The organism is Colwellia sp. BRX9-1, assembly GCF_014077195.1.
Taxonomy (GTDB): domain Bacteria; phylum Pseudomonadota; class Gammaproteobacteria; order Enterobacterales; family Alteromonadaceae; genus Colwellia_A.
In genome coordinates this window covers 22,588-44,044 of sequence record NZ_JACGVM010000023.1, presented here as the reverse complement: position 1 = coordinate 44,044, position 21,457 = coordinate 22,588, and the positions used below count along the sequence as shown (strand labels likewise).

The following is a 21,457-nucleotide window of genomic DNA, read 5'->3' as shown; positions in this document are numbered from 1 at the left end:
TATATTAATAAAAGTGCAGGTCCATTGACTATTACCCAGATGCTGAAGGCTATTTAGCATTAATAAGGCAGCTTTATGCTTGATATAACACAGTTTAACCTATTAAAAAAAAGCAGTGCAAAGTCATTTAACGATCAAAAAGCATTGATTAAAAAAGTGATGGCGGGCCGTGAAATGAAATGTGAAACTTGCGGCAGTATACTGCGTTTAATTGTCCCTGAAGATAAAAGTACTCCGGGTGTTTATTGTGGCAAAGGCTGTACCGATATCTGTTTAGACTTTATTTAAGCGATAAAGTAAATTTAACTCACTGGAGCAGAGCGACAATTTTCTTTTATTAATTTATTATTTTCTACCGGTATTTATACGGTCGCTTCAGTTTCTAAGATTGCTTGCCAATCAGGGAGTATTGAAGCACCAATGCCAGTAAAGACTTATTACCAAGCGTATTCAATAGTTTGATATTCACAGGTGGCTAAAACCTTATTGATTCATCGACCATAACCACTTTTAATTTATCGAGTGCATCACAAGGTGCTCGATTGATAAAGGGCATGATTTGTCTTCAGCAATATAAATTGAAGGTTGCTGAGCAATAAGCCAAGCTTTTTCGCAGTAAGTTGATGGTTGTATTGTCAGATAATAGTCTTGTCAGATAGCAAAGACGTTTTTGTAGTTTTCAACTGAATGAGCTGGAGTAACACGCCTGTCACAAGGATTTTGTGAGTCATCAAGGTTAACTGGATATGATCAATCTCTTCGGTGATTTTATTAATAAATCGGGATTCTCAGAAAAAGAGGGTGAATAGACTTGGCGTTGTCAACGATTTCTTATGCTTTTACCGGTAAAGAAAAAATAGTTAAAGTAAAAAGTGCTTATCATGGCGCTTATGATTATGCTGAGGTCAGTTAGATCGCAGCACCGATAAACTCAAAAGAGAATATATACATGAGTGCCTTTTCAACAAAAACTGAAAACAGCGGACAAAATGAAGTCTTTATTTGTGATGCAATTAGAACACCCATTGGCCGTTATGGCGGCTCGCTAGCGACTATAAGGGCTGATGACCTAGCCGCCTTACCCTTAAAAGCATTAATGGCACGAAATCCAACTCTAGATTTTAGCCAAGTAGACGATGTTATTTTAGGTTGTGCTAACCAAGCAGGGGAAGACAACCGTAATATTGCTCGTATGGCAACGTTATTAGCCGGCTTACCTTACCAAGTTCCCGCAACAACGCTAAACCGTTTATGCGGCTCAGGGTTGAATGCTGTCGGCATTGCTATGCAAGCGATTAAGTCAGGTGAAGCTGAAATGATTATTGCCGGTGGTGTTGAAAGTATGACTCGCGCGCCTTTTGTGATCGGCAAAGCGGAAAGTAATTTTTCGCGTACTCAAGAAATGTTTGATACGACTATGGGCTGGCGCTTTGTTAACAAAGCACTCGATAGCGCTTATGGTACTGAAAGTATGCCACAAACAGCAGAAAACCTTGCCGAAGAGTTTAACATTAGCCGAGCAGACCAAGACAAGTTTGCTTTTGCTAGCCAGCAAAAAGCGGCGAGTGCCCAACAAGCTGGATTTTTTGCCGAAGAAATAATGCCTGTCAGTGTTATAAAAGGTAAAGAAGAGCCGATTATTTTCTCTCAAGATGAGCATCTTCGCCTAACAAGCTTAGAAAAAATGTTAGCACTCAAACCTTTTGTTCATGCCAAAGGCAGTATTACCGCGGGTAATGCCTCAGGGATTAATGATGGCGCTGCCGCAATATTATTGGCGTCAAGTCAATCGGTACAAAAAAACAACTTAACCCCGATAGCTAAAGTGCTAGGTATGGCTGTCACTGGTGTACCGCCACGTATTATGGGGATTGGCCCAGTACCGGCAACACAAAAACTATTAAAACGTTTAAACTTATCGCTTGAAGATATCGACCTTATTGAACTGAACGAAGCTTTTGCAGTACAAGCTTTAGCTTGTATTCGAGAATTAGGTTTACAAGATGACGATCCGCGTATCAACCCACAAGGTGGCGCCATAGCTTTAGGGCATCCTTTGGGCATGAGTGGTGCGCGTTTAATAACGTCTGCGGCTCGACAACTACAACGTACCAATAAGCGTTATGCACTGTGTACCATGTGTATTGGTGTCGGCCAGGGCATAGCCTTAATTATTGAAAGAGTTTAAGCCATTTAAAAGCCGAATAGCTGAAAAAGGGCGTAGGGTATACTCCCTTTTTTGTCTGTGCTAACAAATAGCGATCACTAGTTTAGCGATATTATCTCGAGCTAAATGATAACTTATTTTCTATTTTTAAGTAGATAGTGATTTTTAGCGAAGGTTTATACCAAAGGTTTATACAAAGAAGATGACAGCAATGACCCGATCCCATTTACTTTTATTTTTACTTACTGCCTGTGGCTTTATGGTGAGTATTTTTTTTAAGCCTTATCCGCTGAGCTGGTTAGTAAAAATTTTGCCGATTTTAGTGTTATTGCATTTTTCATGGCAAAACAGTAGAGGTACTAAAGAACGCGCTCATAAGTTATTTATGAGCGGTTTGGTTTTCTCTATTTTTGGCGATTTCTTTTTAGATTATGACCGAGTAAATTGGTTTGTACTCGGTTTAGCGGCTTTCTTAGTAGCTCATCTTTTTTACATCTTTAGCTTAAAGCCCTTAGTAGCCAAGCCTATTATCAGTAAACGTTTACCACTTATTGGGCTCTATTGTATCTATGGCGTTGGCGTGTTTTTGGTCATATATGCTGGCTTAGGCGAGTTATTTATCCCTGTATTGGTTTATATGACCATACTGCTATTAATGGGGATCACCACCTTACTTTCACAAAAAGCTAATATTTGGCTAATTATCGGTGGGCTCAGTTTTATTCTTTCTGATTCATTAATCGGGCTTAATCAGTTTTATCATCAAATACCTTATGCCAGTGTTTGGATCATGATTAGCTATTACTTCGCTCAACTGGCATTAGTTAACGGCATGTTTACTCAGGATAATAATTTAGCGTAGTTGTGGTTAACTATCGCCTAACTTATCGACAATAAAGTCGATAAAGCATTTCACTTTAGCGGGCATATTTTTTCTGCTGGGATAAACCAAGTAAACACCAATGTTTATTGGCATAAAGTCTTCAAACAAGGGGACTAATTTCCCTGTTGCCACTTCTTCACGTAAATTAAATAATGGCATACGAATAATACCTTGTCCTGCTAAGCATAACGAAATCATCATTTCTGAGTTATTACATGATACTCGACTGGTTACATGTGTTTGCGTTACTTGGCCATTCTGGGAGCTGTACTGCCAAGTTTCGGGCGTTTTTAAGTTACGGTAACTGATCATGTGATGATCGACCAATTCATCGGGATGTTTAGGTCGACCATATTGTGTTAAATACTCAGGAGAAGCGAGTGTTAAGCTAGTTGAGTTCATAAAACGTCGGCTAATTAAGCTTGAGTCTTCAAGTTGCATAGCGGCTCTTATCACAATATCAAAGCCATCAGCAATCAAATCAACTTTATGATCGTTTAAGTCGATATCTAAGGTTACTTTCGGATACTTAGCCATAAATTCAGCGAGGATCGGCCGAATACGAGAAACACCTATACCAATAGGACAGCTTAACTTTAATCGACCTTGCGGTATTTGCTGGCGTCCAGAAAGGCTATTTTCAACGTGTAAAGCATCTTCAATGATCTGTTGGCATTGTTGATAATAGACTTCGCCTTCCGATGTTAAACTTAAAGTTCGGGTCGTGCGGTGTAGCAAGCGGACGCCTAAACGGGTTTCTAGCTTACTAACCTCCTTGCTGATATAAGACGTAGAGTGCTGCATTTTTTCAGCGGCATTGACAAAACTTTTGCTTTGCACAACTTGGACAAAAACAGCTATACCATCAAGTAAGTTACTTTGACTTTGTGAAGAAGAAAATAGTGTATTAGCTTTCATATGGAAATAATGTATCTGTAAGTAAGTTATTAATCTTATATAGGAAACAAATTACACTATCTTCACTGAAATACCTATTGTTACCTTTTCTTACCTTTGGAGTTTATATGAAAATTATCGCTTTTGCTGCCAGTAGTAGTCGTCAATCTATTAATAAACAGTTAGTGAGCTATGCCGCTAGTCTCGTTGAAAATGCACAAGTTGAAGTACTCGATATTAATGATTATGAAATGCCTTTATATAGCGCTGATAGAGAAGCTGAACTCGGTAAACCGCAGTTAGCACAAGACTTTCTTGATAAAATAGCCACTGCAGATGCTTTGGTCATAGGTTTTGCCGAGCATAATGGTTATTATACGGCCGCCTATAAAAACTTATTTGACTGGAGCTCTCGCACGCTACAAAAAGTCTATCAGCATAAACCTATGGTTTTATTAGCGACGTCACCAGGACCTGGTGGAGCTGCAACTGTTCTTGCCGCCGCTGTAGGATCGGCACCATTTTTTGATGGCGAGGTAAAAGCCCATTTATCTATTCCTAGTTTTTATGACAATTTTGATGCCGACAAAGGACAGTTAAAAAAGGGTGAGTTAGCTGAAAAGCTCGCTTCAGCTATGGCTATGCTCAGCCAATAATTTTGCTAATATCTGGTATTGTTCTTGATCAGGTATGCCAAAACGCAAAGCATTTTTTTCGTCGCACAAGCGCACGTAAAGTCCTTGGCTACAGAATTTTTGATAAAGTTCTGTAGCTTGGGGATGAAAGAGGGTTTTAAATAAACCACACCCAGTGATGGTTCTGCTCAGGTCATCGCTTTTATTTTGGTTAGGTAAAAAAGTTTTCGCTAATAACGCTTCTAACTTTATTGATAAGGCGATTAACTGCTGTTGTTGTGATACTTGCCAGACTTTATTCTTTAAGGCTTGCGCAGTAATAAATTGAGCCGGGCCATTAACTTCCCAAGGTGAAGATAACTGCTGTAGTTTATTTATCCAAGAAGGGTGTGCACTTACAAAGCCGATTCTGATCCCCGCTAAGCCAAAAAATTTACCAATTGAACGTAACACAAAAAGATGTTTATTAGCCGTTAAGTGGATCAGCGATTGACTCGGTGTTATGACATCCATAAAAGCTTCATCAACAATTAACCAACCTGACAATGATTCAAGCGTCGTTAACAGTGTGGTTAATGTTTGCTGTTGCTGTAATTCACCGGTTGGATTATTAGGGTTAATCACCACAACAATCGCGTAGCGAGATAGCGCTTCGCAAGTGGGTAACTGCTGATAATTTTTTATGGTAAAACCAGCATCATGCCATGCTCGTTCATGCTCTTTATAGCCCACTTCCGGTAACCATACCTCTATCCCGTTTGCTGGCTGATTGATATGATTAAGATAGAGTGCAGGTAAACGAGCAATAACCGCTTGGCTACCGCTCGTTACGCTAAGATTCTGTGTACCATAATAATTTTTAGCCGCAGATAGCATTGCTTGGTTTGGCTGTGGTAACTGTTGCCAGATATTTGTAGGAATAGTGGGGATCGGGTAATTAATTGGGCTAATACCTGTTGACAAGTCTAGCCATTTTTCGAAAGGAATTTGATAGTGTTGGGCAACTTCATTGAGCTGACCACCGTGTACTAACAGGGGCGAACTTTCATTAGCTTTATTGTCCATCACAAATTTACACTATAAAAGTAATGCAGGAATTGATAGCAAAAATAAGTAAAAATCAAAATAATAACCGCTTTATTGACCAGGTTTATACTACGAAAAATATCATTTTTAACAACGCTATTACCGCAACCTAATGGTATCGACGTTACTGCCTTGCCATGATAAGTCGCTGTTCCACCCAGCGTGAAGTTTAGAACGCTGGCGCCCGTCGCCATTACCCAACCGCCATTTAGGCTTTTATAATGCTGGCCTTGTCGATAACCATTATTTAGCGCACTGATCATTTTTGAGTAAGACAAATTTGTTTGGCAAGCATAAAGTAATGCGGTAATTTTTGCACTTGGCCAACCGAGTAAGTCGTCCATGCGGGCAGCACACCAACCAAAATTGATAAAACGTTGATTTTTATAGCCCCACATTGCATCTAATGTATTGGCGAGTCGATGTAAAATCACCAGTGGAATACCACCAATAATAAACCAAAAGAAACTAGCAACAGCGGCGTCATGACCATTTTCTAGGACAGACTCAACGGTTGCACGGGAAATTTCTTGTTCGGATAGGTCTGCTGTATTTCGGCTAACTAAATAACCACAAAAATATCGTGCGGTGGCTAAGTCATTTTTATTAAGGGGATTAAATATTTGTAAAGCATGTAATTGTAGACTTTTTAAACCGATAGCGAAATAAAGGACTAAGGCATCTAAGCACCAAAAAAATAGCTGGTTTTGGTGAAAGTAATAATAAAGAATAGGTAAAGGTAAACATAAGATAAGCCACGATAAAATCCCCAATAATCGAGGCAACAATATGGAGGTTGTTTTCGGTGTCGCATGCTGAAAGTTAAAGGTATGCTCTATTGCAGTACTTAACCAACCAAAGCCTACTAAAGGATGAAATCGTTTTACTTCGCCGAGCCAACGATCTAGCAGGTATGCCATCACCATGATCACAGAACTTGTCATCGCGGCATTATCACCGCTGAAGGTTTAGTGATGTCGTGTGTCGCTATAAGGGTAAATACTTTAGTTTTACACTGGTAGGCAAGCTGAAAAATGCAGCCATTATCAAAGGCTTTTTGTTGACTGTTAATTGCTTGTTTATCAGAAAAATTTTCAACAAACAAAGATAAAAAACAGCGTAATATATCGCCGTGACTAACCACAAGAATACTCTTAATCGCTATGTTGTTGGGCTTAGTGGTCGTTTTATCTTGTGGCGTTTTTTGATCATCACTAGTATTAGCAATCTCAATTAATGCTTGTTGAAAGCGAAGTGCGCAGTCAATACCCGATTCTCCACTCGGCGGTGCGGAGGCGTTTACTTGATGAAAAATAGCATGGAAGTTTTTTTCTAATTTAACTTCGTCAATAACTTTTCCTTGCCAGAGGCCAAAATCTCGCTCGATTAAGGCCGGCGCAAAGTTAAGTGGACAATCTACTGTCACCTGACAAATTTCAGCGGTACTTTTTGCTCTTGGTAATGTTGAGCTTACAATAAGGTCTATCTTGTGATCAACTAGTTGCCTAGCAATTCCATCAGCTTGTCGATAGCCTTTATCGGTTAAAGGGCTATCTAACTGTCCTTGAAACTTCCCTATTTTATTCCACTGTGTTTCGCCGTGGCGCGTAAGATAAAAATTAATAACCGTCATTTATGCTAATACTTACTGATGCATTGATAATAATACAAAATATTTTAGCATAGCTTGATGACGGAATTAGAGAACTTATTGATTAAAAGAAGCTAACTCTAAGGTCACTTGGTCAATGCCACTCTTTTGGATCCGTTGGCTTATTTCAGCTTCTTTACTACTGAGTAAAGAGATACCTTCGATGATCATATCGTAAGCTTTCCATTGACTTGTTTGTCTGTCTTGGCGCATTTGAAAAGTAATGTTAATTTCAGGCGCATTGGCATTACGAATAACTGAATTAACACCAACAATTCTAGCGCCATTTGTTGATTTATGAGATTCAAATGCAACGTCTTGTTGTTTATATTGTTTTAACGCTATTGCGTAAGTTCTTACTAAGTAACTGCGCATAGAAACAACAAATTTTTCACGCTGTTCTGGGGTCATCGTTCTCAAATTTCTACCTAAAACCTTGAATGCGGCGTATTTGTAATCTATTGATGGCATTAACTCTTCTTCAACAATATCACGCATCAGTTCAGGGAATTTTTTCAGTGACTCTTGATCTTTAGCAATACGAGAAAACAAACGTTCTCCTGTTTCAGCAATTACTGTGTATGGAGAGTTTTCAATGCTGTAGGCATTGCTGGAAAAGCTTGCCAATGAAGTCATGAATAAGAGAGTAAATATTGCCATTAAGTGTTTCATGTTTTTGTCCGTATTTGAGAGAGCGTATTAAGTGCTGAGTTCATTGTTAATTCATTAGGGGGTATTTTACATACCGACCATGCGGTATGTAAATACTTAATTGATATTTTTTATTACTATTTGCTATATCGGCTGTGAAAAGCCAAGGAGATAAGTGAAAAGAGTGGCGTTAATGACTTCTAAGATTTCTAATATAGTTGCACAGTTCTTTGATGACTTTTTCAAAGAGGTCTTTGTTTTTAGAACTTTTACTTAAACTAGAAGAACCATGAAAAGTTGAGACAATAAAATAGGCAACTTGGCTAAAATCAATGTCGTCACGAAGCTGGTTAGCGACACGTTGTAAGTTAATGGCGATAAGTTGATTGAGTTGTTGCTGCATGTTTAAAATACGTAAGCGAAAGCCTTCATCTACGCCAGACATCTCTTGGCAAAGGTTGTTTAAAGGACAACCACAAACAATTTCGTCGCAAGATGAGTTGGTATACATAGCGGTAAAAAAGTCGCACAAACCTTCAATAGGATCATCTACCTCTACTGCTGGCTGCCATAATTCTAAAAACATGGGGGTATAAATTTCTTCAAAAACAGCGTAGCCCAGCTCCATTTTATTTTTAAAATGATGATACAAGGCACCTTTTGAAACTTCACAGCGCACTAAAATACAAGATAAGCTTGTTGCGATGAAACCCTTTTTATGAATTTCATCTGCACTTATTTCTAGTATTTTTTGACGAGTTAGCTCTGCGTCTCTCATATTCACGACTTAATTAACTATTAATGATAATTCATTCTAACCGACCGGTGGGTAGGTTGTAAACCCAGCTTTTTTATTGGTGAAATATTTGAAGTTGAATAAGAATGTTTTGTGTCATTAAATCATTATTATTTTCACCATAACTATGACAACAAATTTCTTTAGTCTTATGCAAGTTGGTCGTGAAATATTTATTACACTATTAAGGTCCTTTGCTATGCTTGTAGATAATACTCTAGATCTTATCTATGACATTTTTCGTCATTTGAACTATTGAAATAATCACTCTAAGGAAACCAATGAAACATAATCTCATTACCTCAAGTATTAGTGCTTTGTTTCTTATCGCTACTGCTACAGCAACATCGAACGCTGCAGCCAATGATAAAGAAGTTGTCGCCAATGATTTTGTTGAAATATTTGAAAAATTGGGTGGGAAACATCCTGGCTATAGAAAAGCACATGCTAAAGGTTTGTGTGCATCGGGTACTTTTGTACCAACACCCAATCAACATTTTACTGGAGCTGCTTTGTTATCGAACGGCGAACTACCGGTATCTATTCGATTTTCCGTTGGCGGTTCAAATCCCAATAGTGATGAAAAAGCGGCTGGCACACGCGGCATGGGCATGCAAATAAAGTTACCTGATGGCTCTTTTCACACTTTTACTGGTAATAACTTTCCGGTGTTTGCCGGTAAAAATCCAGAAGTTTTTCATGGTTTTTTATCGACCTTACTTCCTGATGAAAATGGTAAAACTGATCCCGCTAAAACCATGGCATATATTCAACAACATCCGAGTGTTCAAGCTAATGCTATGTGGAATAAAACAGCTAAAACAGCCGCTTCATTTGCCAACACTGAGTTCTTTGGTTTGCACACTTTTTACTTTGACCAACCTAATCAACAGAAAACTAAATTTCGCTGGACCATTGAGCCTAATTTAGGGGTTAAAACATTAGAAAAAGCTGAGGCTGCTAAAATGCCTACTGAGTTTTTAGCGGATACCTTTGCGCAACAGCTTAAAAATGAAACGGTTAGTTTTAACATTATGGCAAGTTTAGGTGAAGCACAAGACAGTGATATTGACCCATCACAACAATGGCCAAGTGAGCGTCCTCAAGTAATGCTAGGCACAGTGACCGTTAATACCAGTGGCAGCGATGCATGTAAAAATACTAATTTTGATCCTAATATGATGTCTGCAGGCTTTACGCCAAGTGATGATCCGGTATTAAGAATGCGCTCACCAGCTTATGCTATATCTTTTGGCAAAAGGTTGAGTGGTCAATAAGTGACTCGCTAGTAGGTATAAATCAGCATTGCTTTTATGAAATGGGGGTCAGTAAAACTGACCCCCATGTGTCATTGATTTGACAATACATGGTTAGCAAAGGGCAGTTTTTTCTTGTTTTATGGTGAATGTTAACAAGTTTAATAATTAATCGCTTCTGGTAAAGTCTTTATGCAGAACAGCTTTATTTACTGTTTACTTCAAACATTATTTTTAGCCATCTTATGTCTTTAGGCCCAAGACCCGCTTTTTTGTGCAGAGATGGCGTTTGATAAACTTCCTTGTAAACATGACAAATAGCGACCTCAGTTAGTTCTCGCCATCTTTCTCCATCAAGTTCAGGAATACTGCCATCAGCTAAATTGGCGTCAGTTATCGGGTCATGCTGCAATTCTGTGGTACGTAGTGTCAACTCTAATTCTTGTAATATAGGATTAATAACCTGCAGTGTACTTGCATCGGCAAATTCTTTTGCAATATGTGCATCAGCTTCTTCTATAGATTTATTCAGCTGATGTTGGGAAAGTTTCTCTCCCGTAGGACGCAAGCCGTACTTGTTAATTATACCGCCAACACTGGGTAACAACGCTTTTGCCGCAATACCTACGCCCAATAATGGATTTACCACAGCGGCCAAACCACCCACTAATAGCATGCTATATGTGAGTTTTTTATCTAGCGCGTCAATTTGATCAGCCAAAGACTCAATACTGTTTGGATTACTTGCGCTTTTATTTCTTACCATTTCTTCTGCTGATTGGCGCATATAATCTTTAAGCATTTCTTCTGAATGTTGATTGGGAAAGTGAAAAACACGCCTTTTAGGCAGGTTGTTAATTTCTGGAACAGCATTCGGGAGACACCGCATGGTGTGTAAGGCAAATTTATATTCTGATAGTTGGAAAGGTATAACAAAATAGTGTTTTTCGTCATACTGGATATCGTTATATTTGTCTGACTTCTCTGCGGAAATAAAGACGGGTAAGCCATTCACTTTTTCTTTAACAATGGAATAATTAGCCGCTAACTCTTCTGTAGCTTTGTCTGCAACTGAGCGAACGACATTGAGTCCTTTTTTAAAAAAATTTTGCATAAGTTTTGCAATTCCCTAGGTATGTTGTCAGTAACACGATAATGTTTTTTACTATAAGAGTACTAATACCCAATATTTTAGCTTCAGCATAATAATTATTGGCGTTTTGCGCGACAGTAACATTTTTTATATTGGCAAGGTTTCAAAGGCTAGGGAAATTAAAAATATAAGTGTACGCCTTCCTGTTGGCTGTTACTGATTAGAATACGTTAATTATCTCCAGTTATCAATTTGGCTTAGGTCTGATTGAACCGCTAGAAAATAAGGACTTTCTTTAACTTTTTATCCTGAAAAGTTAACAGTAATTGCGCTTTATTGGGCAGATAAAAATCAAAAAGCAGTGCTAATTAGCACTGCTTTTGTTGTTAATGATAAACATCAAACATCAAACATCTCAAACCTTAAGGTGATGTTGAGGCAATATTTACCCGTTTATTGTGTGCCAGTATTAATAAGATAAGTGAGATAACACCGACCACAGCCCCGATTAATTTGCCATATTCACTGGGTAAATTTAAGCCTATTCCTGCCGTCATAATATAAGAGACACTAACACTAGTACCAACAATGGCAGGCAAACTGACAATCCAATGGAAAGTGCCACGGTCAAACAAAAATTTAGTGGCTAGCCATAATACGCTGGTAGAAAGTAGCATGTTTGAAAAAGCAAAATAACGCCATATTATTGAAAAATCTAATTTTGTCATAAAATAAGCAATAATCAAAATAGGCACGGCTAACAAGAGGCGGTTGCGTAAACTTTGTGGGATATTAAATGCATCCACTAAGGTTAGACGCAAGGACCGAAAAGCGGTATCTCCAGAAGTGATAGGGAATATCGCAACGGCTATAATAGCCATAATGCCACCGAGTGCGCCAAGGTAGCTGTTTGCTATATGGTTAACCACTAAGCCAGGACCGCCTTGGTTAAGCAATGCTTTAAGCTCTGAGTAACCTTCAGGAAATGCTGCTATGCCAGCTAAGGCCCAAACACAACCTACAATGCCTTCGCACATCATCGCGCCATAATAGACTGGGCGTACATATTTTTCATTGGTTAAACAACGCGCGATAATCGGTGCTTGTGTCGAATGGAAACCACTAATTGCGCCACAGGTAATTGTTATAAATAATAATGGCCAGACAGGGAGACCGTCAGCATTAGGTTCTAAAAAGTCATGACTGTAATGGTCTGAGTTAAAATACCCCAAAAAATCACCCGCGACAGGTAAGTGTGGCGCATTCATAAGTAATGATACCGCGATAAGCGAGGTCATCACTATCATGAGTAAACCAAAAAGGGGGTAGAGCTTGGTTATTATCTTATCTATGGGTAACAGTGTTGCCAGTAAATAGTAGCCTAAAATAACTAAAACCCAAAAGGTATTACCGGCTAAAAATGTGCCTTCAAAATAACTTAAATTACTTAATAATCCGGCAGGACTCATGATAAAGACAACACCAACAAAAAACAGTAGCATTGTGGTGAATATCAACATTATCCCTTTAAAGTAAACGTTGTAATAGTGGCCTGCAATTTCAGGCAAACTTTTACCATCTTCTTTAATACTCATGACCCCAGAAAAGTAATCATGTACTGCGCCACCTAAAATATTACCAAGTACAATCCAAATAAGTGCAACTGGTCCATAGAGGGCACCAAGGATAGGACCAAAAATAGGACCTACCCCAGCAATATTTAAAAACTGAATAAGAAAGGCTTTAACCGGGTGGATGGCAACGTAATCAACCCCTTCTTCAAAACGTACTTGAGGTGTTTTGATGGTTTCATCAATGCCCGCTTGTTTTTCAATGAAAGGGCTATAAAACTTATAACCCAATATTAATAGAGTGATACAGATAAAAAAGATAATCATGATTGTTTATTACTCCGTTCTAGTGAATAGATCTATTCAGGGGGAGCACAGATTTGTGCAAGCGAATATTTGCTAAGTATTACCTATATATACTGAGTGTCAAAGGAGAATTTATGTTTATTCCCCGCTTTATTTAGCGCTGGGCAATACTTTATGAACTCTGTTTGGTTATATTTTTTTGGCTTTACATCAAATTTACAAAGTCATACTCAGTATGAAGAATTATTTTGGCGATATATTGATTTTATATTAGGTGAGCAGCGTCGATAAAATGCATACATTCAATGCAACAGCCATTGACTTTAACGGGTATCAACTTTCCAACTAAAGCCGATAAGACACAGAAGTAATAGCGTAAAGCGACCTTACTATAGCTTATAAATTAGACATTGCAGTCGTCTACGCTAGCAGGCGACTGTATTATTTTAGGTGGTAACTTGATTATTGATCAAAGCTAAATAAAGTTACTCGCTGGCTGATGAGTTATTTAGTAAGGACTCGATACTTCAGTTTTTAATGCTTCTAATAAATCATGAATTTCAGCTTTTAATTCTTTGTCGACAATTTTATTACAGCTGATTTTTGCTTTTTCTAAGTTTTCAATCGCCTGTTCTTTTTCACCGAGTTCAACTTGTAGTGATGCAACGGAGAAGCCAATTGATGAACGAAAATCTTTTGAATTAATCTCTTCTGCTTTAAGTAATGCTTTCTCGTAAATTGAAATAGCTAAGGGTAAATCGTCGGTAAAGTCAGCCAGTGTTTCCCACTGAACAGGATGGTCTTTATCGGTATTTTCATTATCATCACAGAGTTGTTTTAATTCACTGTAGCAATTGTCAAAGTTGATTTGATTTCTTTCCTGAGCAGCAAGCATTAACTCTCCAGCCAAAGCAAATACGCGCTTGTAGATTTTTGTATTCATGGTTTTTAGTACTCTTAAGTTGTTTGAGGTCTAGGTGCTAGCGGTTGACTTACAAGGTTTATTCTTGATTTGTAGTTTTTGATGCTATCAAGCCTTATTGTGTCATTATTGAAACCTAAATGGGCTGTTTGATATTTTAACACCAGTTTTAACTTTAGACTAGTTTAGACCTGAAAATTGAAGAGTTATGACTCAGTAATAAACCTAATCACTTTTTAATGGAAGTCAGTCGATAACAACGTTTTGCTTGAACTCACTCAATGGCAATCTTGTGGCGGGTAATCAATTCTTGCTAAAGAACTAAACGCGAATTAATTCATCATTAATTCGCGTTACTATTATTTTATCGATTAAGCGTTAATTATGCACTTAATCCCAATCATCATAGTAATCTTGAGTGAACCTTCTCAGTTGTCGTTCTTCTTGCAGCTGTTCAATTTTTTTCTTGGCTAAATAGTTACGTTTGTTACTGTGTCTTGATTTTTTTACATCGCTAGGTGAGGTATGTAACTCAAATTCAGCAATGTTATTGTCACTATCGTTATCATTATCATCATCATTGTTATTATCATCTCCTTCGTTTGAAGATAGATCATAGTTAAAACTTATTTCATCAGAAGCTGATAACTCATAATTAGAATTGATATTCATTGTTATATCACCAAAGGATACTCAAGTAAAAACAGCATAATCTACGCTTTTTGCTAACAAGAAAAGTAAAATATTTTTACGTTAACGATAAATGATTTTTACTGAAAATATTTTGAATTTACTGTGCTAGTTCGCTATAAATTGTATCTGTTTTTCACGTTACTGGGGGCTCATAATAGCGGGGGCTTCTGGTTCATCTTTTCTCAGTAAATTTTTAATATCAATAATTCGTTCTTCATTCTCATTTTCTTTATGAAAGGCAATAAACAATTCACGTTTAAAAATAGGCAGGGTATTGATTTTAAATAACTTACCTTGCTCGATAAAAGGTTTCGCTAGCATGTCTGGTAGATAGGCACTCCCGCCACATTGCAGCATTAAATCAAGTGCAATACGCGCTGTACTCGTTCTAATTGCAGGAATTGATATGTCAGAAAATTCTTTAGCATGCCAGTGAGTAAAGCTAGTTCCCCAATCAATCATAATATAACGTTGTAAGTCTGCGGGGCTTGTTACTTTGTTATTAAAAGTCGTCACGGGAATTAAATTAAACATATGTAAAGATTCAATCTTTAGCTCTTCTACTTTTGGGGGATCAAATAGAATCGCAACATCTAAAGTGCGCTCAAGTAATTGTCTGGTTAATTGCTCTCGCGATAATATTTCAGCGATTAAACTGATTTGTGGTTCATTGCTATATATCTTTGAAATGGCATCATGTATATAAACATCCCAAGTATTAGGTGTGCCGGCAATATAAATGTGCGCAACTTTTTCAGTGCTTATGGCAATATCTTGTTTTGCCATTCGAAGGGTATTGATCATAAGCTCCGCGTAGGGGACAAGCTTTTCTCCTGCGGGTGTTAATTGAATATTGTTTCTGGTGCGCTGAAACAAGGTCACATTAAAGTATTTCTCTAACTGACGAACTCTAGTACTAACCGCCGCTTGGGTCAGATATAGGTTTTCTGCCGCTTTACCAAAGTGACGACAATCCTTAACTTCTAAGAAGGTTTTAATTAACTCAATATCCATACTGCAATCTCTTATCGATACGATAATTATTATTTGTTTTACAGCCTTGCTTGTTAGCCGCATAATCCGCTAAAACCTATACCCTGTCAATAGAGGCGCAAATGACTTTAATACATGGATTTATTGCTGCAACACAATTTTACGATGATGTACATTTTCCACGTGGTTTCAGAAAATCTGGAGATTTCAATATCGCCGAAGCAGAATTATTAACACAGGTAGGCAAACGTTTACTGATGTTAGAAAAAGCTATTTGTTCGCCAGAAAATGAAGTTGAAATACAGTTTGTAAACATGTGTGAATCACAACTTGAAGGTCAAACTAAAGTTGAGCTGTTGTGGAAAAAATACATAAAAATAACCAGGCATAAGTCGTTTCACTGTTTAAATGGCAGCATATTTACTCAAGCAGCAGCCAGTTAGTCGATAAAATAATTAATATGCAGTAGATTTAAGGATAAACTTACCGATAAGTTTATCCTCTTCTTAACAAATTCTCAGTTGAGACTTTTAAAATTATCCTATTTGTCCTCAGGTAATAACGTCGGCTTAGTTTTGCGCTGAAATGTTAGCCAATTTACCCAACCAAAAGCCATACACAGTACCCATATAAAATAATCAATCAGCAGTAGTTCGTTTCTTTCTATACCGACTTTGCGGATCAGTGTTGACCATTTTAAAAAACCATAGCCTTCTTTAAATTTAAATATTTTATCATCCTGCTTCGCCCATAAATAATTATACTCAAAGCAAAAGTCATGCAAAATAACCGGGATGAGTAATAACCCTGTTGGCGAGAAGAAAAGCCAGACTATTGCCGGGTACGAACTACCATCAAAAATAAAGCCTTTCGGAATTATAACGATTCTTTTGTTAGGTAAGGTATAATGCCAATCTTCGATAAGTTGCCATTGCCGCTTCTTAAAAAGTAATCGCCACAATTTGGAATAAAATGAAAACTTTTGCGTTTTTATAGCAAAAGGCTGTAACTTTGGCATTTTCATTAGTTTTCTAGTTTAATGATTAGAGAATAATGCGATTCTATAGTTAAATAACCCATAAAATAAAACGCAAAATTTTACTTAGTTTGATTCAAAAAATTTGTTGAAATCTTTATTAGGAAATTAAATGTCCCTAGAACTACTCCCTACTTATATTGAAAAAATCGAAGAACTATTAGCCAACGATCTTCAATTAAATGAATTAGCTGCTGAAATTGAAGATACGCTCATGCCAGAGCACGTAGCAATTCTTTTAGAAGCTTTTCCTATCAAACCTCGATTAAGTCTTTGGGCGTTGTTGAGCGCAGATTATCAACAAAATATTTTTCTAGAGATGAAAAATGAATCTCGGCAGATGTTATTAAATGCAATGGATGACGATGCTTGTTTTCCTTTATTTGATAAATTAGATGCCAACAGTTTAATAGAACTTACTGAAGATTTAAGCGATCGCTTCATTGAATATGCTGTCACAAAAATGACAGCTAAACAAAGAGAGTATTTAAAAAAGGCTCAAGATTATTCTGAAGATGAAGTAGGGCGCTGGCAAAGCTTTGACGAAAAAAGAATTTCGCAAAAATTGAAAGTCGCAGCAGCAAAGAAAGTGTGTGCAAAAAATTTATTACCATTAACTGAAGTTATTTATGTTGTTGATAATAATGCCCAATTACTTGGTGAGATCCCCATCAATAAACTATTGCTTTTAGATGGGGATACTCCCTTAGCCAGTGTAGAGTATCAAGATGTTCAAGTTTTAGAAGCCAGTAAAGATATAGATGAATCAATTGACGAAGTGATCCTTTCTGGAAAATCAGCATTACCTATCGTTGATGAAAATGGCCATCTAACCGGCCGTTTAGATTTGCACTCTGCTTATAGATACAAAGACCAGCATAAAGATAATCAATTAATGCAATCGGCTGGTTTGAGTGATGAAGAAGATTTATTTGCCAGTGTTTGGTTAAGTAGTAAAAACCGAGCGATTTGGCTGGGTATTAACCTAGTGACTGCATTTTTAGCTTCTTGGTTTATTGGTTTATTTGAAGCGACCTTACAACAAGTTGTTGCACTTGCCGTGCTTATGCCGGTGGTTGCATCGATGGGCGGTATTTCCGGTAGTCAAACGTTAACCTTGATTATACGTGGTTTAGCGTTAGGGCAAATTAGTGATGCTAATAGGCAGGCTATCGTTAAAAAAGAGCTTAAAGTTGGCGCAATTAATGGCATGTTATGGGCGACGGTCATCGGCATCATCACTTTTTACTGGTTTGAAAATCCAATGCTATCAGTCACCATTTGTATCGCTATTTTAGGTAATATTTTAGTTGCTTCGTTATCAGGGGTATGGATACCTTGGATATTAAATAAATTTAACATCGACCCAGCATTATCTGGAGCTGTTATTTTAACAACCGTAACAGATATATTTGGTTTTATAGCCTTTCTTGGCTGCGGTACCTTATTACTGCTTTAGAAAAATCAGCTTAATTAACGTTTTTATTGTTATTTTAGCGATAAAAATAGTGGCTATTCTCAGCGCTGAAAAGAATAATGTTGCTGCTTCTTGCAGACCAATTTAATTTTTTAAGCCGCTGGGAATTATTTTATTGTTAACAAATAATCGATTTAAATAATCTGTTTCGAATGTAACCTCTTGTTTTTAAAAGGCTTGTTATTTTTTTTATTCTCTCCCCGTCATGCTTTAATCTTCCAGTACTCACACTCATTATATCAAGGGTTAGCTATTTTCCTTGTTTAACAAAAAAAATTGATTAGTTAAACGAAAATATTTTGCTTTTCAATTCTCAAATAGTGGAACATTATCCATCCAGAATCTAATTATGATTTTTTTGAAGGCAAAAAATGAATATTGATACATACGAAAGTACTGGCATAGGTAGCAATTTGAATTTCAATCCTGGTATCTCCGGATTCGAAGTAACGAGTGGCTCTGCAAATAAAAAAGAAATTAGCAATATCGCCAAACAGAAATATCTGGTTAAAGAAAGATTAGATATTTTAAATGAAAAAAGGTTCCTTGACCGTCAACTTAATTCATTAAGTGACTATTGGGATATGTAAGTAATTTTAATGTAAAGAGAATATTTATGAAAAAAACAATTTTAGCTATCGCTTTATTAGCCCTAACTTCAAGCATAGCGCACAGTGAAGAAGCAGAACCTGCTTTAATGGATGCACCTAGTGACTACGTATCAAGCCTTTTAAGTCAATGTAAAGAATACGCTATTGAAGATGAAATAGCAGAAGCTGATATGAAAACTTATTTATTAAATTGTATCAATGACGAATTAAAAGAAGGCGATTACAAAACAATAAAGGTTTTACCTAAAGACGAGTAATCGTTTTGTATTACCAGCTTGTCTAAGTCACTCAAATTATTTAGACCACTTAATATAAGTGGTTTTTATAATTTGAGTTCACTTACTTCACTTCATCTATTCGTAAATAAACACAGCTATTCATTATTCTCAACAAACTTCCCCCTCATTTTTTGTTCTAAAACTCTGCCAGTATTGCCATTTTAAAAATCATATACAAAATAATCTGCCATTATTCATTTAAGCCATTTTACCCGGGAAAATCACAGTTTAGTCCAATGTTGTAGAGCCCATAAATTTGTCTAAACAAGTAATATTTGCTCAGTGTTTTATCTTAATAAATTTTAATCGTTATTTTTTCAACTATTGACGTAAAATATTCTATAATAACGACTTTATAATTATATAAATCGCCGTCTAATCACTTTATTTGATTAAACGTATCGAAATATAGCGCTTTATTATTTAATGAGCTAGCTATACACTCGATATTACTTATTACCTCACTCTTTAACCTTAAATAAAGGTGAGCACTACAGGACTTATTATGAAAGTTGCTATCTTATCTAGAAACAAAAATCTTTACTCTACGCGCCGTTTAAAAGAAGCCGGCGAAGCTATGGGCCATGAAGTTGATATTATCGATACATTACACTGTTATATGGATATCACGAGTACTCGTTCAGCTGTGCGTTACAAGGGTAAAGAATTGCCAAAGTATGATGCAATTATTCCTCGTATCGGCGCCTCTGTAACTTTTTACGGCACGGCTGTGGCAAGACAATTTGAAATGATGGGTACTTTCAACATTAATGAGTCCGTCGCTATCAGCCGCTCACGCGATAAATTGCGGTCATTACAGTTGCTATCGCGTAAAGGTTTGGGTTTACCGCGAACGGGTTTTGCAAACAAGCCTGATAATGCCAAAGATTTAATTAAAAATGTTGGCGGCGCGCCAGTGGTTATTAAGTTGCTCGAAGGCACGCAGGGCATAGGCGTAGTATTAGCCGATACCGCTAAATCGGCTGAAGCCATCATCGAAGCATTCATGGGCTTAAAAGCGAACATCTTAGTACAAGAATTTGTTAAAGAAGCCGGTGGTGCTGATATTCGCTGTTTAGTAATTGGCGGTAAAGTGGTTGCGGCGATGAAACGTCAAGGCGCTGAAGGTGAATTTCGTTCTAATTTACATCGCGGCGGCTCTGCTACTGTGGTTAAATTATCGAAAGAAGAGCGTGACACAGCAGTTAAAGCGGCAAAGGCGATGGGCTTGAACATGTGTGGCGTCGATTTACTGCGTTCACAAAATGGTCCTATGGTCATGGAAGTTAATTCATCTCCTGGCCTTGAAGGTATTGAAAAAGCGACGGGTAAAAATGTTGCCGGGATGGTGTTTGAGTTTTTAGAAAAAAATGCAAAACCTCATGATACTAAGACACGTGGCAAAGGATAATTAAAGAGAGTTTTATGGACATATTACGTATAGGTGAGTTCGAAATTTTACCTGGAGAGCAGCGCAAAATAGAGTTGCCGGTTGCTAAGTTATATACCGATGCAGACGTTTCTTTGCCCGTTCATATTATTCGCGCTAAAAAACCGGGGCCAACTATTTTTTTGAGTGCGGCAGTACATGGCGACGAATTAAATGGTATTGAAATTATTCGACGCTTGATCCACGAAAAGAAACTTAAAATAACGCGAGGCACGGTTATTGCTGTTCCTATGGTTAATGTTTATGGCGTAGTCAATCAAAGTCGCTATATGCCTGACCGTCGTGATCTAAATCGCTGTTTTCCCGGTTCTGCGAAAGGCTCTTTAGCGGGACGCGTTGCTTATATATTTCTCAATGAAATCGTTAAGCATTGTGATTACGGTATCGATTTACATACCGGGGCCATTCATCGTTCAAACCTGCCACAAATTAGGGCGGATATGTCTGATCCCGATACTAAAGCCTTGGCGGAAGTGTTTGGCGTACCGGTAGTGTTGAATTCTACTTTAGTTGACGGCTCGTTAAGAGAATCAGCCGTTAAAAACGAAACGAAAATACTCTTATATGAAGCGGGTGAAGCGCTGCGTTTTGATGAGTTTTCAATTCGAGCGGGCATGAAAGGTATCTTAAATGTATTACAGCATTTAGGTATGACAAGAAAAGTTGTCCGCACCAAGAAGAAAAAACGTATGCCGTTTATTGCTAATGGCAGCCAATGGGTACGCGCTAACGCTAGTGGTATTGTTCATAATATTGTAAATTTGGGCGATCAGATCACTAAAGGTCAAGTATTAGCCGAAATTGGTAGTCCATACGGTGCAATATTTGATTCGGTTAAAGCAACACGCTCAGGCATTTTAATTGGTAAGCAAAACATACCTTTAGTTCAAGAAGGTGAAGCCATGTTTCATGTCGCTTATTTCAGTGAAGATGATGAAGAAATTGCAGGTCATATTGAAAATGTGCAAGAGCAGCTTTTACCTGAAAATGACGACAGTTAGAGAA

23 protein-coding genes are annotated in these 21,457 nt (G+C 37.5%); 11 read left to right on the top strand and 12 right to left on the bottom strand.

Features of this window, described 5'->3' with window-relative positions; genetic code table 11:
- The first annotated feature begins 75 nt into the window (after window positions 1–75).
- The 3 genes from H4J76_RS17055 to H4J76_RS17045 all read left to right on the top strand — a co-directional run bounded on the left by H4J76_RS17055 (window position 76) and on the right by H4J76_RS17045 (window position 3,029).
- Entirely contained in the window at window positions 76–288 is a 213-nt protein-coding gene (locus tag H4J76_RS17055; RefSeq protein ID WP_182217865.1) for a hypothetical protein, read from the top strand.
- 661 nt (window positions 289–949) lie between these two features.
- Window positions 950–2,188, top strand: a complete 1,239-nt coding sequence (pcaF, locus tag H4J76_RS17050; protein WP_182204376.1) for a 3-oxoadipyl-CoA thiolase — start codon at window positions 950–952, stop codon at window positions 2,186–2,188.
- Window positions 2,189–2,378: 190 nt separating this feature from the next.
- On the top strand, window positions 2,379–3,029 hold the full coding sequence (locus H4J76_RS17045; protein ID WP_182231009.1) for a lysoplasmalogenase: 651 nt from the start codon (window positions 2,379–2,381) through the stop codon (window positions 3,027–3,029).
- Between the two features lie 6 nt (window positions 3,030–3,035).
- Here the strand turns inward: H4J76_RS17045 and H4J76_RS17040 are convergent, their stop codons facing one another.
- Window positions 3,036–3,968, bottom strand: coding sequence for a LysR family transcriptional regulator (locus H4J76_RS17040; protein WP_182217868.1), 933 nt, complete (start codon window positions 3,966–3,968; stop codon window positions 3,036–3,038).
- A 107-nt stretch (window positions 3,969–4,075) separates the two neighbouring features.
- Here H4J76_RS17040 and H4J76_RS17035 point away from each other — a divergent pair, with 107 nt between their 5' ends.
- Window positions 4,076–4,603 carry an NADPH-dependent FMN reductase gene (locus H4J76_RS17035; RefSeq protein ID WP_182231008.1) on the top strand — a complete coding sequence of 176 codons (528 nt, stop codon included), beginning with the start codon at window positions 4,076–4,078 and terminating at the stop codon, window positions 4,601–4,603.
- Here the strand turns inward: H4J76_RS17035 and H4J76_RS17030 are convergent.
- From H4J76_RS17030 to H4J76_RS17010, 5 genes are all read right to left on the bottom strand, one after another.
- Complete coding sequence (locus tag H4J76_RS17030; protein ID WP_182231007.1) at window positions 4,577–5,647, bottom strand: threonine-phosphate decarboxylase; 1,071 nt, start codon at window positions 5,645–5,647, stop codon at window positions 4,577–4,579. The two genes, H4J76_RS17035 and H4J76_RS17030, sit on opposite strands and share 27 nt — an antisense overlap.
- Window positions 5,647–6,612, bottom strand: coding sequence for a CobD/CbiB family cobalamin biosynthesis protein (locus H4J76_RS17025; RefSeq protein ID WP_220466050.1), 966 nt, complete (start codon window positions 6,610–6,612; stop codon window positions 5,647–5,649). Before H4J76_RS17025 ends, H4J76_RS17030 begins: the two co-directional genes overlap by 1 nt.
- Window positions 6,609–7,301, bottom strand: coding sequence for a histidine phosphatase family protein (locus H4J76_RS17020; RefSeq protein WP_182231006.1), 693 nt, complete (start codon window positions 7,299–7,301; stop codon window positions 6,609–6,611). The genes H4J76_RS17025 and H4J76_RS17020 overlap by 4 nt, the downstream gene beginning before the upstream one ends.
- 75 nt (window positions 7,302–7,376) lie before the next feature.
- A complete protein-coding gene (locus H4J76_RS17015) occupies window positions 7,377–7,991 on the bottom strand; it encodes a phospholipid-binding protein MlaC (RefSeq protein ID WP_182217877.1) in 615 nt (204 codons plus the stop codon).
- A 169-nt stretch (window positions 7,992–8,160) separates the two neighbouring features.
- Window positions 8,161–8,748 (bottom strand): TetR/AcrR family transcriptional regulator, encoded by a 588-nt coding sequence (locus tag H4J76_RS17010; protein ID WP_070374442.1) that lies wholly within the window; start codon window positions 8,746–8,748, stop codon window positions 8,161–8,163.
- A gap of 299 nt (window positions 8,749–9,047) precedes the next feature.
- On the opposite strand from H4J76_RS17010, the gene H4J76_RS17005 reads away from it, so the two are divergent.
- Window positions 9,048–10,043, top strand: a complete 996-nt coding sequence (locus H4J76_RS17005) for a catalase family peroxidase (protein ID WP_182231005.1) — start codon at window positions 9,048–9,050, stop codon at window positions 10,041–10,043.
- 184 nt (window positions 10,044–10,227) lie between these two features.
- Here H4J76_RS17005 and H4J76_RS20055 read toward each other — a convergent pair whose 3' ends face one another.
- The 5 genes from H4J76_RS20055 to H4J76_RS16980 all read right to left on the bottom strand — a co-directional run bounded on the left by H4J76_RS20055 (window position 10,228) and on the right by H4J76_RS16980 (window position 15,621).
- Window positions 10,228–11,136 (bottom strand): hypothetical protein, encoded by a 909-nt coding sequence (locus H4J76_RS20055; RefSeq protein WP_259377161.1) that lies wholly within the window; start codon window positions 11,134–11,136, stop codon window positions 10,228–10,230.
- Between the two features lie 401 nt (window positions 11,137–11,537).
- Window positions 11,538–13,013: a carbon starvation protein A gene (locus tag H4J76_RS16995; RefSeq protein ID WP_182231004.1), complete on the bottom strand. Its 1,476-nt coding sequence runs from the start codon at window positions 13,011–13,013 to the stop codon at window positions 11,538–11,540.
- Between the two features lie 487 nt (window positions 13,014–13,500).
- Window positions 13,501–13,935 carry a tetratricopeptide repeat protein gene (locus H4J76_RS16990; protein ID WP_182217882.1) on the bottom strand — a complete coding sequence of 145 codons (435 nt, stop codon included), beginning with the start codon at window positions 13,933–13,935 and terminating at the stop codon, window positions 13,501–13,503.
- A gap of 369 nt (window positions 13,936–14,304) precedes the next feature.
- A complete protein-coding gene (locus tag H4J76_RS16985) occupies window positions 14,305–14,586 on the bottom strand; it encodes a hypothetical protein (protein WP_182217884.1) in 282 nt (93 codons plus the stop codon).
- Window positions 14,587–14,745: 159 nt separating this feature from the next.
- Entirely contained in the window at window positions 14,746–15,621 is an 876-nt protein-coding gene (locus H4J76_RS16980) for a LysR family transcriptional regulator (RefSeq protein ID WP_182231003.1), read from the bottom strand.
- 101 nt (window positions 15,622–15,722) lie between these two features.
- Here H4J76_RS16980 and maoP point away from each other — a divergent pair, with 101 nt between their 5' ends.
- Window positions 15,723–16,043, top strand: coding sequence for a DUF413 domain-containing protein (maoP, locus tag H4J76_RS16975; protein WP_182222827.1), 321 nt, complete (start codon window positions 15,723–15,725; stop codon window positions 16,041–16,043).
- 98 nt (window positions 16,044–16,141) lie between these two features.
- On the opposite strand, the gene H4J76_RS16970 is transcribed toward maoP, so the two are convergent.
- Complete coding sequence (locus H4J76_RS16970; protein ID WP_070374435.1) at window positions 16,142–16,624, bottom strand: DUF1353 domain-containing protein; 483 nt, start codon at window positions 16,622–16,624, stop codon at window positions 16,142–16,144.
- Between the two features lie 124 nt (window positions 16,625–16,748).
- Between H4J76_RS16970 and H4J76_RS16965 the strand changes: the two genes are divergently transcribed.
- The 5 genes from H4J76_RS16965 (at window position 16,749) to H4J76_RS16945 (ending at window position 21,453) form a co-directional block, all read left to right on the top strand.
- The gene (locus H4J76_RS16965; RefSeq protein ID WP_182217891.1) at window positions 16,749–18,095 is read left to right on the top strand and encodes a magnesium transporter; all 1,347 of its coding nucleotides are present in this window, start codon (window positions 16,749–16,751) and stop codon (window positions 18,093–18,095) included.
- 389 nt (window positions 18,096–18,484) lie between these two features.
- Complete coding sequence (locus H4J76_RS16960) at window positions 18,485–18,703, top strand: hypothetical protein (protein WP_182217893.1); 219 nt, start codon at window positions 18,485–18,487, stop codon at window positions 18,701–18,703.
- Between the two features lie 26 nt (window positions 18,704–18,729).
- Window positions 18,730–18,981 (top strand): hypothetical protein, encoded by a 252-nt coding sequence (locus tag H4J76_RS16955; protein WP_182222828.1) that lies wholly within the window; start codon window positions 18,730–18,732, stop codon window positions 18,979–18,981.
- Window positions 18,982–19,507: 526 nt separating this feature from the next.
- Window positions 19,508–20,413, top strand: a complete 906-nt coding sequence (rimK, locus tag H4J76_RS16950) for a 30S ribosomal protein S6--L-glutamate ligase (protein ID WP_070374431.1) — start codon at window positions 19,508–19,510, stop codon at window positions 20,411–20,413.
- A gap of 14 nt (window positions 20,414–20,427) precedes the next feature.
- Entirely contained in the window at window positions 20,428–21,453 is a 1,026-nt protein-coding gene (locus H4J76_RS16945; RefSeq protein WP_182231002.1) for a succinylglutamate desuccinylase/aspartoacylase family protein, read from the top strand.
- Window positions 21,454–21,457 lie beyond the last annotated feature (4 nt).

Bases quoted from the DNA above. Each gene is read 5' to 3' on its own strand.
- H4J76_RS17055 (WP_182217865.1), top strand. From the start codon at position 76: ATGCTTGATATAACACAGTTTAACCTATTAAAAAAAAGCAGTGCAAAG.
- pcaF (WP_182204376.1), top strand. From the start codon at position 950: ATGAGTGCCTTTTCAACAAAAACTGAAAACAGCGGACAAAATGAAGTC.
- H4J76_RS17045 (WP_182231009.1), top strand. From the start codon at position 2,379: ATGACCCGATCCCATTTACTTTTATTTTTACTTACTGCCTGTGGCTTT.
- H4J76_RS17040 (WP_182217868.1), bottom strand. From the start codon at position 3,968: ATGAAAGCTAATACACTATTTTCTTCTTCACAAAGTCAAAGTAACTTA.
- H4J76_RS17035 (WP_182231008.1), top strand. From the start codon at position 4,076: ATGAAAATTATCGCTTTTGCTGCCAGTAGTAGTCGTCAATCTATTAAT.
- H4J76_RS17030 (WP_182231007.1), bottom strand. From the start codon at position 5,647: ATGGACAATAAAGCTAATGAAAGTTCGCCCCTGTTAGTACACGGTGGT.
- H4J76_RS17025 (WP_220466050.1), bottom strand. From the start codon at position 6,612: ATGACAAGTTCTGTGATCATGGTGATGGCATACCTGCTAGATCGTTGG.
- H4J76_RS17020 (WP_182231006.1), bottom strand. From the start codon at position 7,301: ATGACGGTTATTAATTTTTATCTTACGCGCCACGGCGAAACACAGTGG.
- H4J76_RS17015 (WP_182217877.1), bottom strand. From the start codon at position 7,991: ATGAAACACTTAATGGCAATATTTACTCTCTTATTCATGACTTCATTG.
- H4J76_RS17010 (WP_070374442.1), bottom strand. From the start codon at position 8,748: ATGAGAGACGCAGAGCTAACTCGTCAAAAAATACTAGAAATAAGTGCA.
- H4J76_RS17005 (WP_182231005.1), top strand. From the start codon at position 9,048: ATGAAACATAATCTCATTACCTCAAGTATTAGTGCTTTGTTTCTTATC.
- H4J76_RS20055 (WP_259377161.1), bottom strand. From the start codon at position 11,136: ATGCAAAATTTTTTTAAAAAAGGACTCAATGTCGTTCGCTCAGTTGCA.
- H4J76_RS16995 (WP_182231004.1), bottom strand. From the start codon at position 13,013: ATGATTATCTTTTTTATCTGTATCACTCTATTAATATTGGGTTATAAG.
- H4J76_RS16990 (WP_182217882.1), bottom strand. From the start codon at position 13,935: ATGAATACAAAAATCTACAAGCGCGTATTTGCTTTGGCTGGAGAGTTA.
- H4J76_RS16985 (WP_182217884.1), bottom strand. From the start codon at position 14,586: ATGAATATCAATTCTAATTATGAGTTATCAGCTTCTGATGAAATAAGT.
- H4J76_RS16980 (WP_182231003.1), bottom strand. From the start codon at position 15,621: ATGGATATTGAGTTAATTAAAACCTTCTTAGAAGTTAAGGATTGTCGT.
- maoP (WP_182222827.1), top strand. From the start codon at position 15,723: ATGACTTTAATACATGGATTTATTGCTGCAACACAATTTTACGATGAT.
- H4J76_RS16970 (WP_070374435.1), bottom strand. From the start codon at position 16,624: ATGAAAATGCCAAAGTTACAGCCTTTTGCTATAAAAACGCAAAAGTTT.
- H4J76_RS16965 (WP_182217891.1), top strand. From the start codon at position 16,749: ATGTCCCTAGAACTACTCCCTACTTATATTGAAAAAATCGAAGAACTA.
- H4J76_RS16960 (WP_182217893.1), top strand. From the start codon at position 18,485: ATGAATATTGATACATACGAAAGTACTGGCATAGGTAGCAATTTGAAT.
- H4J76_RS16955 (WP_182222828.1), top strand. From the start codon at position 18,730: ATGAAAAAAACAATTTTAGCTATCGCTTTATTAGCCCTAACTTCAAGC.
- rimK (WP_070374431.1), top strand. From the start codon at position 19,508: ATGAAAGTTGCTATCTTATCTAGAAACAAAAATCTTTACTCTACGCGC.
- H4J76_RS16945 (WP_182231002.1), top strand. From the start codon at position 20,428: ATGGACATATTACGTATAGGTGAGTTCGAAATTTTACCTGGAGAGCAG.